Origin of the sequence: Halopseudomonas litoralis, from assembly GCF_900105005.1 — a bacterium.
Classification (GTDB): Bacteria; Pseudomonadota; Gammaproteobacteria; order Pseudomonadales; family Pseudomonadaceae; genus Halopseudomonas; species Halopseudomonas litoralis.
In genome coordinates this window covers 1,620,262-1,633,303 of sequence record NZ_LT629748.1, presented here as the reverse complement: position 1 = coordinate 1,633,303, position 13,042 = coordinate 1,620,262, and the positions used below count along the sequence as shown (strand labels likewise).

Here is a 13,042-nt window from a genome sequence, read left to right as displayed (position 1 = left end):
CTTATACCTCAATCAGTTCATAGCGCACTTCGTGCTCGTGGTAGTCGTAGGCCTGCTCCACCTGCAGGCTGAATGCCCCGGTGGTGTAATTGATGCTGCCCAGGTAACCGATCCAGTTGCCGGTGCCGTCGTCGGCGGCTTCGTGGTCCACCAGCACAGTGCCGGTGTAAGCAGTGGTCGCGTTGTTGGTGCTGGGAATGGTGGCCTTGCGCTGACTCTGCCAACGCATCTGCACGCTCCCTGGGTTGAGCGGTGCGCCGGGAATGGTGCCGGTGATGATGCCCCCGGTGTCCGGGCTGGCGGTCAGTGGCACGTCGATATCGGTCCCGGCGCGTTGATAGTCAAACAGGATGCTGCTGGCCGCGTCAGGCGTGGTGGCCAGTTTCAAGGTCAGCATGCCGGTGGCGTAGACAATGCGTCCGGTACCGGCGGCGCCGGTCAGGGTGCCGTCCCCTTCGTCTGTCATCGCCACCGGCTCATCACCAATGGTCAGGGTGACCGTCACGCTGCCCGGCTCGATGCCGTCGTGAGGCAAGCGGTGCTCGAACTGCAGATCCGGTGCCGGCCCCACTCCAACATGACTGATGACGTTGTCATCCAGCTGCCCGATGTAGCTGTAGATCAGGCTGGAGCCGACATCCGGCAACGCCGCCAGGCTGACGCTCACGGCGCCACTGGCAAAGTCGACCGTGCCACTGCCCTCGCCTGTCAGCTCACCATTGCCGCGATCGCGTAGCTCGTACCATTTGCCCAGCGCCATGAAGCTGACGGCCAGGGTGCCCGGCCGGGGCTTGGCTGCCGAGAGGTTCAGTGTGTAGGCGTAGCCGCGGCTGCCCAGGGTGATGTCGATTTTGCCGGTAACCGCCTGCCCGGTGACGGAGGCCGCAGGCCGGTAGGTGACCGATGCCGATCCGGTGAAGGCCGAGGAGCGCCAGGCGTTGATCTCGCCAGTCTCATAGTCGATGGTGATCCTGGTGAAGCCGCTGCTGCCGCTGCGGTGGGTCAGCTCACCCGCGCCGTCGTCTGCGTAAACACCACCGCCGATACTCAGGTTGACCGACTGCGGATAAACGCCGGTGGTGAAGAATGCCCTGCTGTGCCCCGCCTCCACCTGGGTGAAGGTCAATGCAAATGTGCGATTGCTGGGCGAGCTGGCAACCTGGTAGCTGCCGCGCGCGCCACCGGGCTGGTTGGTCAGGGCGCTTTCCCGGGTGGCACTGGGTACCAGTTGCGCGTACACCGACTGCACATCCAGATTCATGTCGCCCGCGGTGATCGCGCTGGCCAAGGGGCTGATGCCGAAGTATCGGGCGGCGTCGGCCACTTGGGTGGACAGCACCTGGCTTTTGTCCGCGCCGTTCAGGTTTTTCGGGGTGGTACCTGTCGGGTGTGGCTGGCCACCGGGGAACTTGCGCAGCAGTGGCGAGGAAATACTCAGCGACAACCGACGGCGGGTGAAGGTGACGAAGCTGCCACTATCGTATGCCCAGACAAACTCCTCGACCGTCGGCTCAACCGCCTGGATGCGCACGTACTGCGAGTAGGTGCCGTCCACCAGCTGATAGACCTCGCCCACCTCGGGCAGGCGCGCTTCCACCCGCTGCAGCCCCGTTACTGCCCGCTGACCAGCGAATTGGTCACCGAGCAGTTCGAAGGCTGCCGTCGTGCTGGGCACGACGTACCCCTCGATAATGGAGCGAGCATCGGCCCGCTCATCCGTCTGGGAGTCAGTATTGAACAGCAGCACACTGACGCGGGGGTCAGCCGGGGCCTCAGTGACGATTGAGTGGGCGCCGAGGTAAGGATCGGCATTGTCGGTCATCACCCCGGCGAACACCTTGCGCAGGGCGATGCGGCCCAGGGTGCGGTCAAGGCGGCTGATGTCGGGAAAGAGGTTGTTCATCTCCCCATCTGTCACCGCCTCACCGGTGGCCCGGCCGCCACCGTCTTCCTCGTCGGTCAGGCGCTGGGACTTGAGCAACTTTACGTCGTCGACGTTGATGGTCATGCAGGATCTCCGGGCATAAAAAATGGGCAATGTCAAGTCTCTCGCGCAAATCACAAGAGCCTGAAACTCTATAAGGAGCAAGGAGTTAGCTCTGCTTCAGCCGCTTGGAGGGAGTGCTGCGTTGTGGGCTGGGAGCCAGATAAGAGCCTTGAGAAAGGAAGCTCGGTCGCGCTGTAGCAGAACGATTGCTAACAAGCAGCAGGTTTCTTGCACCATCATAGCCCGCTCCTTCGCTCCCTATCCAGAACGAAGGATGCGCAGCGCCCCGAGCTGCGCATCCTCACATCAGCAAACAAAACCAGTATTGGTCGGGTAATATCCTGCCACTTAGCTTGACCGCCTGGATGCGCGAAGCCGACCTCGCACCCTTGCTTCGATAGCACTGGAAAGATGAAGCCTACAGACCTATCCTGCCAATAGCGCATATAAAAAGCTAAATTTGAGTCTTCACTGATACGCAGTAGGGAGAACAATCACTGTCAGTGATGGGGGGGGAATCCTCTAGACAAAAAAGCAATTATTCATGGGAAGGGAAAGTGGTGGGGACTATAAGAAGGTTGGTTCTGAAAAATTTCAAAAGATTCAAAAGTCTTGAACTAGAGTTCGATCCTGAACTGAATATTTTGGTTGGTGGTAATGAGGCGGGAAAAAGCTCCGTTCTCCAAGCACTGGATATCGTACTCAGTGCCAGCCGAAGCAAGGTGGAATCGCTCGGCCTTGAAACCATTTTCAATGCAGATTGCGTCGCAGATTTTTTGGGCGGCGAGAGGAAAATCACTGATCTTCCAGAACTTCTAGTGGAGGTATACATTGACGGGATTGACGGCCACCACGATCTCGACGGGCGAAACAATAGCAAGGGGACAGATCATCTTGGCATCAAGATGGTGTGCAAGCCCGTTGATGAGTACACCAAGGAGATTCAGGCAATCTTGGCCGAGAAACATGACAATTTCCCTTTCGAGTACTACGGCGTCCAGTTCCTAACCTTCACGGACGAGGCTTTCTTTCCATACAAAAAACCACTCAAGCATCTAATCATCGACAGCTCTCAGATCAACAACGAATACGCCACCCGTGAGTACACCCGCTCCATGTACGCGGCGCACGCATCTGTCATTCAGCGCAATCTTCACGGTTTCGAGTACCGAAAGGCCAAGTTACAGTTTAAGGATGATGTCTTCAAGGCGATGAATGATACGTTGGATATCTACAAATTTGATATCCGTACAAGTCCGAAAGCGAATGTCGAAACGGACATCATTATCACGGAAAATAATATTCCAATCGACAGCAAGGGCAAAGGCCGCCAGTGCTTTATCAAGACGGAGTTTGCTTTACGCAACCGCGAACACGTTCTCGATGTTCTGCTTCTCGAAGAGCCTGAGAACCATCTGAGTCATGTCCATATGCACAAGCTTATCGAGCGCATTAGGGCATCTGTCAAAAAACAACTTTTTATCGCCACGCACAGCAGTTTCATCGCAACACGACTGAACCTCAAGAAGGTGATTATATTGAGCGAGGAGAGCCCGTCTCGATCAGCCTCCCTCAAGGATCTCAGCCAGGAGACAGCCAATTTCTTTATGAAGGCCCCTGACAACAACGTGCTGGAGCTTGCTCTTTGTAAGAAGGCAATACTTGTGGAGGGCGATGCCGAGTTCATTCTCATGGATGCCCTTTATAAGAATAGCGCCAAAGGTGTTAGCACCGACGCAGACGGTATCCATGTGATATCTGTGGATGGCACGAGTTTTAAGCGCTACCTTGAACTCGCCAAGCTGCTCGATATCAAGGTCGCCGTCATCCGTGATAACGATGGCGACTACCAGGAAAATTGTGTCGCTAACTACGCTGACTTTGCCTCGGCTTCCATCCAGGTTTTCGCGGACACCAACGATGCGCGGTACACCTTCGAAGTTTGCGTTTACCAAGATAACAAGGCCATTTGTGACGGTCAGTTCGCAGCGGGCCGCAAGACACTAACCGTAGAAGAGTACATGTTGAAGAACAAGACGGACGCCGCGTTCCAACTACTCGAAAAAAAGGGTGCTGAACTCATCGCGCCAGATTACATTCAGCAGGCGATTGCATGGATAAGAGCGTAGTCTTTGCCGTTGCCGGCTCTGGCAAAACCTCCCGCCTTGTCGCAAGCCTCGATGAGGAGCAACGCTTCCTCATCGTCACGTACACCGAGTCGAATCACGATAATCTGCGCAGCAAGATCATCCAGCGGTTCGGCTACTTTCCGACAAACGTCACACTCTATACCTACTTTAGGTTTCTACACAGCTTCTGCTACCGACCGTTTCTGCGTTCGAAGAAGAACACCAAAGGAGTGATATTCAAGCTCCCGCCGACATTTCCTCGGTATGCATTGACAGACGACCGGCGCTACATTTCTCCCAGCCGTCGGCTTTACGCCAACCGCCTTGCCAAGCTCATTGAGCAATCTAATCTGGTTGGCTCTGTCGTGGCGCGTATGGAGAAATATTTCGATGTCTTCTTTGTGGACGAAGTCCAGGATTTTGCGGGGCATGACTTCAATTTCTTAACAGCAATCAGCGCTGCCAAGCTACACATCACGTTTGTCGGTGACTTTTTTCAGCACACATTTGACACTAGTCGCGATGGGAACGTGAACGTTAGCCTTCATAACGACTACACAGCCTACAAGGCCAAGTTCAAAGCGGCTAAGCTGGATGTCGATACGGACAGTCTCAAGAAGAGTCACCGATGCAGTAAAAATGTTTGTGATTTCATCACGGAGAAGATCGGAATCACAATCGAATCCCATAACGACTGGGACAACGTCGTTAAGTACGAGGATGACCCGAAGGCAGTGCTCGCCCTCTATGAAGATCCAGAGACCGTGAAGCTGTTCTATAAGGAGCACCACAAATATGCTTGCCATTCCCAAAACTGGGGGGCATCAAAAGGGGTAGACCGATACCAGGACGTCTGTGTGGTTCTTAATCCCGCTAACGTAAAAGCATGGAAAAATGGAAACTTTCGGGATATCAACGCGGAGACACGCAACAAGCTCTATGTTGCCTGTTCAAGGGCAAGAGGAAACCTGACGCTCATCCCCGAGGCTTTGCTGAAGAGCTACAAGCGATCCTGACTTTTTCTTCAGGCCAATTCGTAGAATGAAGGGCGCGCGGCATAGCCGCTGTGCATTATCAGCATGGTTTTGGTGGCACAGCCTTACCCGCGTTCCCTCTCCTGAATCCCCGATCCCCCGCCATGAATGCTTCCAGCATGTGCGGAATAAGCGTCGCGGCATCGACTGCTTCGCCGTAGGTCTGCGCATGCAGTGCGGCATAATGTTCCAAGTCAGCTTTCAAGCTGACCGGGCATGCGAAGGTCAACTTGACGGTCTCGGTCTTGGGTAGCGGCCCCAGCCGCAATTTCTTGGTCGGTGTATTCATCGTGATGTACCTCGATTGAAAAATAAGGGCTGGTACGGGCGCAGAACTAAATCCTTGTTAACAATGATCCGAACCGGCAGGCCGGGCCGATTGGTCAGTGTGGGCTGGATGTTGAGGTTGCGGCGGGTCATTTCCTGCCCGACCTGATTGATACTGTCCTGTGCGCTGTCGCGCCCGGCGATGATGATGCGATCACCGTCCTGTCGGTTCTCCGGTGCGGCTAGTTCTGCACCAACGCCCAGCAAGGTCGTCAGTACGGCACCGGCGAAGATACGATCCCAATGCCAATCGACGCCATCCTCCAGACCGGCGTAGCCAGCGGCATCGGTGCCAACCAGATTGTCGAGCGTCAGCGAGGACGTATCCGGCAGGATGATGCGGTTCCACATCACCTGCACCCGGCTCTGGCCGTAACTCACCTGGCTGTTGTACTTACCCAGAATGCGCGAACCCTGCGGGATCAGCAGGAGTTTTCCGGTGGCCGTGTCGTAGACCGGTTCCGTCACCGTGGCGATCACATCGCCCGGCAGGTCGGACTTGATGCCGGTCACCAATGCCCCGGCAATCACCGTCCCGGCCATGACCTGGTACGGTGAGGCTGGCATTTGCAGATTGCCGGAATTACGAGTTTCCGTAGAACCACCAGCCAGGAACATTTCTTTCTGGTCTTGCCGGTTTTGCACGGCAGTCGGATCGGCTGGCTGGGCTGCCGTCGAGGCCGGGCCAGCGGCCAGTGGGTCGAAGGCCGCATTGGCGGCAAAGCCCGGTGCGGATTCGACCTGTGATTGCGCTACCGGCGCAGCCGTTTGCGTGCCCGTTCGGAAGAACACCGACGAAGCCGCCGCTTCCTCGGCCTCCTTCAAGCGCGCCAGACGTTCCGCCTCGACCGGGTCATGACCTGGGGCCGCATAAGCGGCCACGGCTGGCTGCTGCGACCTCACGATGGCTGGCCCCAGGTCGCCCGGCAGCGGCGGCCCCAGTTCAGGCACATTGGGAGGCAAGGTCGGCGGCAGCTTGGAATAATCAGCCGGAAGCTGGTCGAGCCCTTCGGAGCGCGACACCCGATCCACGTTGTACAGCTCGGTCGATTCGTTAGCCCCACGCCGCTGCGGTTGCAGTGACCACATCAAGGCACCCAGTACCGCGACCGCCAGGCCGCCGCACAACGCGGCGAGCATGCGGCGGTTCAGCCGCGTCACCGAACGCGGTTGAGCGCGCAGCGCCACGGTGTCCGGGGCCGCTTTGGGCGGCACGTCCGGCACCGGAACATCAGCGGGATTATCCTGGTTCATGGTCAATTCCTCTGCGCTACGCCATCGGTGCGCTCGATACGCACCACGTCGCCCTTGTCGGCCCCGAGGCGTAATTCAGCCGCGCCAAACAGGCGATCCACGATGTAGTACGGCGAGCGAAAGCGGTAGTTCACCAGTTGGCCATCACCCTGTGCGCCGATCACGAACAGTGGTGGTAGCTCGCCTTGGGCAATCCCACCGGGGAACTGGATATAGACCTTCTCGCCATCATCAAACGCCCGCACCGGCTTCCACGGCGGATTGCTGCCGCTGATCGCGTAGCGGAAGCGAATATTTTCCAGCGACAAGCCGGTATCGACCGGCGCGGCAGCGCTGGCCGCGTGCGCCTGGCGCTGCAAGGCCAGCATTCGGTCTTTCGGGTAGTCCCAGGATACCGACGCCATCCACGCCTTTTCGGTTGAAGTCAGCTCCAGAAGATAGGTGCGGCGGCTGGTGGTGATGACCAGATTGGTCTTGAGGCCCGAGCGGATGGGCTTGACCAGCACATTGACGCGCAGATCAGCACCGCTGCCGCTGGACGTGTCGCCGACGATCCAGCGCACGGTATCGCCAGCGGCCACCGTCACCAGATCCTCGCCGGGCTGGAGCGCGATCACGGTCACGCGGCCCACGGACGCATAGACCTGATACAACGCGCCATCGGTGTACGGCCAGACCTGGATGGCATTGACGTAGCCTTCCCGCGTGGGCGCGATGCGCGCTTCCTGATTGGCCCGCGACACCCGCACCTTTTCATCTGTCGGTTCTGGCACGGGTTTCACCTCCTCCATACCCGGCAGTGGTTTCAACTGCGCGGGCAAAGGCAAGGGTTCGGGAACCGCCACCACCTCAATGGGTGCGGGCGGCTCTGGTAGCGCCTGTGCCTGCACCGGCTCATCCAGCGAAATGGCGGGCGGCGGTTTGCCCTGTGTGGCGCAGCCCGACAAGGCAAACAGAATCAACAGGATCAGCGGCAAGCCGTATTTACTGAAATCCACATTCATGGCTTTACTCCTTCAGATGAATCCAGTTCACGGCTCCACGCCAGACCATTGACGTAGATGCCCAGCGGGTTGCGGCGCAGGCGCTCTTCGCTGCGTGGGGTTTGCAGGACGGTGGACACCACCGCCGTCCACCGCTCCAGTCCGGCGGCCGCGCCATTGGCGTAGCGGCGTTCCGTCCAGCGCACGTTGAATGACGTGTCGCTGGCGCGGACTACGCTGGTGATCTGCACCGTCACCGATTCCTTACCGATGCGGGTGAACGGGTCATTGGTGCGAGCGTAATCGTTGAGTACCGCCGCCCCCTTGTCGGTGGTGTAGTCATAGGCGTCGAGCCAGTTCTGCCGCACCACGATGGGGTCGATGGACAGCGAGCGCACCAGCCCAATAAAGCGCGCCAGATGGTGCGCGGTCTGGGCGTCGTTGGGCTTATAGGGCGTGGCGGCTTCGCCCACCGCACGCACCTGACCTGCCTGATCCACCTCGATGACGTAGGGCGTGACGATGGACTGCACCGAGCGCCAGACCAGGCCGCCTGCCATCAGCAAGGCCAGCACCAGGCAACCGAAGGCCATCAAGCGCCAGTTCTTCGCCTGCACGCGGGCTGAACCAATCCGCTCATCCCAGACCTGGGCAGCGGATTGGTACGGGGTAGCAGGTTGCGGTGTATCGGCATAGCGCACCTGCGGTCGTTTGAATCGCATGATCTTCTCTCCTTATGAATCGGAATCGCGCAGACTCGGGCCAGAACCCGAGCCACCGCCGTCGCCACCGCGCAGCGTGTGTGCGGCTGTCGTAGCGGCCTGAGTAATCTGCTGGCGACGATGCAGGCGCTTGGCCCAAGCGGGTTGTTCCTGCTTGACGGGTGCCCCTTCGCTATCTGGTGCGGCAGAACCGCTGCCAGATGCCGCACCAGCACCGGCACCGGCACTGACGCCGGATGCCTGTGGAGCGGGAGCAATGGCGGCGGCAGCCCGCTCTTTAAGCGAGTGCCCCCCGGCGGTAACCTTCTGGTTAGCCGCGTGGGCACCAGTCCTCGCAACATTGCCCACGCCAGCGGCAGCGCCTTTGAAACCACCTCCGACACCTGCTGAACCCGCCTGAAATGCGGATGTGGCGCTGCTGGCGGTGGACGCCATCGAGCGCGCACCGCTGGCTGCCATGCGGGCTGCGCCGGGTGCCATCCGCGCTCCAGCGGCTACCGCAGCCCCGGCACCGGTGGCCGCAGCGCCAATAGCCACGGCTGTACCGGCTGCACCGACAGCCGCACCGGCCATGGCTCCGGCTCCAAGCTGCGGCCCGCCAGAAATCAGTCCGGTGGCAATGCCTGGCCCGAAGATGCCGAGGGCAAGCAATGCCAGGGACGCCAGCATCACCACCAACGCATGGTCAACGGAGGGCTCATCCGGCACGGTCTGAAATTCCGCGAACAGGCCCGAGCCGATGCCGACAATCACCGCCAGCACCAACACCTTGACGCCCGACGACACCACATTGCCCAGCACCTTTTCAGCGAGAAACGAGGTCTTGTTCCACAGCGCAAACGGCACCAGTACAAAACCGGCGAGCGTGGTCAGCTTGAACTCGATCAGCGTGATGAACAGCTGCACCGCCAGTACAAAGAAACACAGAATCACCACCAGCCAGGCCAGGAACAGCACCACGATGGGGTCAAGGTTGGTGAAGACCTCGGGAAACCCCGCCAGATCACCGATCTGCTCCAGAATCGGCGCGCCCGCGTCGATACCGACCTTGGCCAGTCTTCCCGGTTGCAGAAAGTTCTCCATGCTCAAGGTCGAGCCGGTAGCCATCAGACCCAGACCGGCAAATGACCGGAACACAATGCCCGCCAGCCAGTTGAAGTTGCCGATGATGTAGGCGAAGGCACCGACATAGAGCACCTTGCGCAGCAGCTTGGCGATGACGTCATCGCCCTGGCCGGTCGCGTGGCTCATGGCCCAGTACAACCCGGCGATGGTCATGTCGATGACGATCAACGTGGCCGTGAGAAACGCGACTTCGCCTTGCAGCAGTCCAAAGCCCGAGTCGATGTAGCGCGAGAACGTATCAAGGAAGCGGTCAATGACCGTCACGTCATTCATGGCCGATCTCCATCAGTTGCCGTAGAACCGCACGGGATGTGGTGTGTACGGCGTGCCGTCCCCGTGGAAGCGCCGTCGCACCTCACGGGAACGCTCGGTCGCCGCCGCTTGGCGCGCCAGTTCCAGCGATGCCGCGCGGTCCTGCGTGATCTGGAGTTGCTGCGCCTGGATGGACTGCTTTGCCTGCAAGGCCAGAAGCTGGTTGGTGGCCTGGGCCGCTTGCAGTGCGCCCGTAGCTGATTGACTCTGGCCGACCAGATCAGCCAGCGCGCTTTCGTCCTGCGCCAGGTTCTGCGACACCTGCGCCTGCATACGCATCGCGGTGTGCAGGCCGTCGAGGGTGTTCTTCCAGCGCTCCCGCGCATCAAGGGCCATCTGGTCGCCGCTGACGGTGGCGGCATAGTGATCGGGATAGAGCCGTGCAAACTCCCGATCCATGGCCGTCACGTCATAGGCCAGCCCTTGCGCCTCGGCAATCAGCCGTTCGGTGGTCGCCAGGGTCGAGCGCAGACGGTTGACGATGTTGAAATCCAGATTGGCCAGATTGCGCGCCTGGTTCATCAGCATCTGCGCTTCGTTCTGAAGCTGATTGATCTGGTTGTTGATCTGCTCCAGCGTGCGGATCGCGGTCAACGTGTTTTGGATCAGGTTGGTCGGATCAATCACGGTGAAGGCGGTCGCGGGCTGTACCAGTAGTAGAGAGCCAGCCAGCACGGCAGCAAGTGAAACGGACAGCAAACGGGGTCGGGTCTTCATGGCAGGTTCTCCAGTGGTTGAGAAAGAACGGCAGCGGCAGATGGCGCGGATGGCAACACATCGGCCGCCCAGTCCAGACCGCAATGGCGCAGCCAGGCGGCCGCGAAATCGGACAGGCTGGTGTCGGCCAGCACGCGGTCCATATCGCGTTGCGCTTGCGGCGAGGACGCGCCCGCAAAGGCCAACGCGGCTGGTCCCAGATCGAGGTCGAACAGGCGATTTCCCAGCCGCGACTGGTAGTAGTAGTCGCGCTTGGGCACCGCTTCGGCGACGATGCGGATCTGGCGGCTGTTCAAGCCGAAGCCCTGGTAGATCGAACGGATCTGCGGCTCGGTCGCCTGCGGATTGGGCAGAAAGATGCGACTGGCGCAGCTCTCCACGATGGCCGGAGCAATGCTGGAGTTCTGGATGTCAGCCAGACTCTGCGTGGCGAAGATCACCGACACGTTTTTCTTGCGCAGGGTCTTGAGCCACTGGCGGATGCGCGCGGCGAACACCGAGTCATCGAGAAACAGCCAGGCCTCATCGAGAATCAACAGCGTGGGCGCACCATCGAAGCGTTCATCAAAGCGTGCAAACAGATAACCCAGCACGGCCAGCACCGCCGCTTTGCTGTGCATCAGTTCTTCCATCTCGAAGCACTGCACGGAACCGGAACCCAGGCGATCCGAATCCGCATCAAGCAGCTTGCCGTGGGCACCGCCGAGCACATAGGGCGACAGTCCCTGACGTAGCGCGTTGGATTGCAGCAACACCGACAGGCCGGTGAGCGTGCGCTGTTCCACCGGCGCACCGGCAAGGCTGCCCAGCGCCGACCAGATAACCGCCTTCTCGTCCGGGCCAATCGCCATACCCTCATGCAGCAGCCGTCCTTCGACCCACTCGGCGGCCCAGGTGCGATAGCCCTCCTGGTCGATACGGGCCAGCGGCTGGAAGGCGATCTCGCCGTCATTGCCCAGGTCGTAATGCTCGCCGCCCAGCCCCAGGATGGTGGCGCGCATGGAGCAGCCCATATCGAAGGCGAAAATGCGCGAACCGGGATAGCGACGGAACTGCAAGGCCAGCGTCGCCAGCAATACCGACTTGCCCATACCGGTCGGGCCAGCCACCAAGGTATGGCCCACGTCGCCGATGTGCGTGACCAGCCGGAACGGCGTCGCGCCATCGGTGCGGGTCACAATCAGGGGCGGCCCATCCAGATGCTCATTGCGCTGCGGCCCCGCCCATACCGCCGACACCGGCATCAGATGCGCGAGGTTCAAGGTCGAGATGATGGGTTGGCGCACGTTGGCGTAGGCATTGCCCGGAATCGACGACAGCCAGGCATCGACGGCATTCAGCGTCTCGGGAATAGTGACAAACCCCCGGCCCTGAATAACGCGCTCGATCAGGCGCAGTTTTTCATCGGCGCGGGCCGCATCGTCATCAAGAACAGTCACCGTCGCCGTAACATAACCAAACGCCACCTGGTCGCTGCCCATCTCCTGCAAGGCCGCATCCGCGTCGGCTGCCTTGTTGTCGGCATCGGTATCGACCAGCGGGCTTTCCTGCTGGAAGATGGTTTCACGCAACAGCGCGACCACGTTCTTTCTTTTTGCGAACCACTGGCGGCGCAGCCGGACCAGTTCCTTTTCCGCCTCGGCCTTGTCCATACACAGGAACCGGGTTGACCAGCGATAAGCAAAGCCAAGACGGTTCAGGTCATCCAGCAACCCTGGCCAGGTCGACGTTGGAAAACCGCGCACCGACACCACCCGCAGGTGCTGGTCGCCCAGCATGGGTGCCAGACCACCGACCAGCGCCGAATCGGCCAGCAGCGCGTCGAGATGGAACGGCACTTCTGGCACACCAATGGGGTAACGCCGTGTTGAGATGGTCGCGTGCAGATAGGTCAGTGTCTGGCTGTCATCCAGCCAGGCAATCTCCGGCATCACACCATCGAGCAGGTCGAAGACCCGATCCGTTTCTGCGATAAACGCGGCCAGACGTTCGCGCCAATCCACACCCGCGCTGGGCGTGTTCTCATACAGCAGCTTGGCCGCACGGGCACGGGACTCCTCCGGCGGCAGAAAGACCATCGTCAGGTGATAAGCGCTTTCAAAGTGGCTACTCGACTCTTCAAACGCGGCGCGGCGTTCCTCATCCACGAGCCAGGACAGCGGTTCGGGAAAGTCCGAGTGCGGATAATCCGCCGCTGTTCGGCGCTCGGCCTCAATGAACAAAGCCCAGCCCGACCCCAAACGGCGTAGCGCATTGTTGAGCCGCGCCGATGTGGCGATCAGTTCGCTGTGTGTCGCGCTGTCCAGGTCTGGCCCACGGAAACGGGCCGTTCTCTGAAACGATCCATCCTTGTTCAGAACAACGCCCGGCGCGACAAGCCCGGCCCAGGGCAACCAGTCGGCCAGCAGCGCGGGACGTTGACGGTATTCGGCGAGATTCAACATGGCATTCC

10 protein-coding genes are annotated in these 13,042 nt (G+C 59.9%); 2 read left to right on the top strand and 8 right to left on the bottom strand.

Translation table 11 applies throughout. The annotated features are described in order from the left end of the window. Position 1: 1 nt before the first annotated feature. Positions 2-2,008, bottom strand: coding sequence for a hypothetical protein (locus BLU11_RS07960; protein ID WP_090272838.1), 2,007 nt, complete (start codon positions 2,006-2,008; stop codon positions 2-4). Positions 2,009-2,544: 536 nt separating this feature from the next. On the opposite strand from BLU11_RS07960, the gene BLU11_RS07955 reads away from it, so the two are divergent. Then, positions 2,545-4,116 (top strand): ATP-dependent nuclease, encoded by a 1,572-nt coding sequence (locus BLU11_RS07955; protein ID WP_231702292.1) that lies wholly within the window; start codon positions 2,545-2,547, stop codon positions 4,114-4,116. Beyond that, on the top strand, positions 4,101-5,132 hold the full coding sequence (locus BLU11_RS07950; RefSeq protein WP_090272837.1) for an AAA family ATPase: 1,032 nt from the start codon (positions 4,101-4,103) through the stop codon (positions 5,130-5,132). Before BLU11_RS07955 ends, BLU11_RS07950 begins: the two co-directional genes overlap by 16 nt. 58 nt (positions 5,133-5,190) lie before the next feature. On the opposite strand, the gene BLU11_RS07945 is transcribed toward BLU11_RS07950, so the two are convergent. From BLU11_RS07945 to trbE, 7 genes are read right to left on the bottom strand one after another with little or no spacing between them, the layout of a single operon-like run. After that, positions 5,191-5,439 carry a DUF2274 domain-containing protein gene (locus BLU11_RS07945; protein ID WP_090272836.1) on the bottom strand — a complete coding sequence of 83 codons (249 nt, stop codon included), beginning with the start codon at positions 5,437-5,439 and terminating at the stop codon, positions 5,191-5,193. Then, positions 5,436-6,731 (bottom strand): TrbI/VirB10 family protein, encoded by a 1,296-nt coding sequence (locus BLU11_RS07940; RefSeq protein ID WP_090272835.1) that lies wholly within the window; start codon positions 6,729-6,731, stop codon positions 5,436-5,438. Before BLU11_RS07940 ends, BLU11_RS07945 begins: the two co-directional genes overlap by 4 nt. Before the next feature lie 2 nt (positions 6,732-6,733). Then, positions 6,734-7,735, bottom strand: a complete 1,002-nt coding sequence (trbG, locus tag BLU11_RS07935) for a P-type conjugative transfer protein TrbG (protein WP_090272834.1) — start codon at positions 7,733-7,735, stop codon at positions 6,734-6,736. Beyond that, positions 7,732-8,436, bottom strand: a complete 705-nt coding sequence (gene trbF, locus BLU11_RS07930) for a conjugal transfer protein TrbF (protein WP_090272833.1) — start codon at positions 8,434-8,436, stop codon at positions 7,732-7,734. The genes trbG and trbF overlap by 4 nt, the downstream gene beginning before the upstream one ends. A 12-nt stretch (positions 8,437-8,448) precedes the next feature. Then, the gene (gene trbL / locus BLU11_RS07925) at positions 8,449-9,834 is read right to left on the bottom strand and encodes a P-type conjugative transfer protein TrbL (protein ID WP_090272832.1); all 1,386 of its coding nucleotides are present in this window, start codon (positions 9,832-9,834) and stop codon (positions 8,449-8,451) included. Between the two features lie 12 nt (positions 9,835-9,846). Then, entirely contained in the window at positions 9,847-10,590 is a 744-nt protein-coding gene (trbJ, locus tag BLU11_RS07920; protein ID WP_090272831.1) for a P-type conjugative transfer protein TrbJ, read from the bottom strand. Next, positions 10,587-13,034 carry a conjugal transfer protein TrbE gene (gene trbE / locus BLU11_RS07915; protein WP_090272830.1) on the bottom strand — a complete coding sequence of 816 codons (2,448 nt, stop codon included), beginning with the start codon at positions 13,032-13,034 and terminating at the stop codon, positions 10,587-10,589. Before trbE ends, trbJ begins: the two co-directional genes overlap by 4 nt. Between the last annotated feature and the right edge of the window lie 8 nt (positions 13,035-13,042).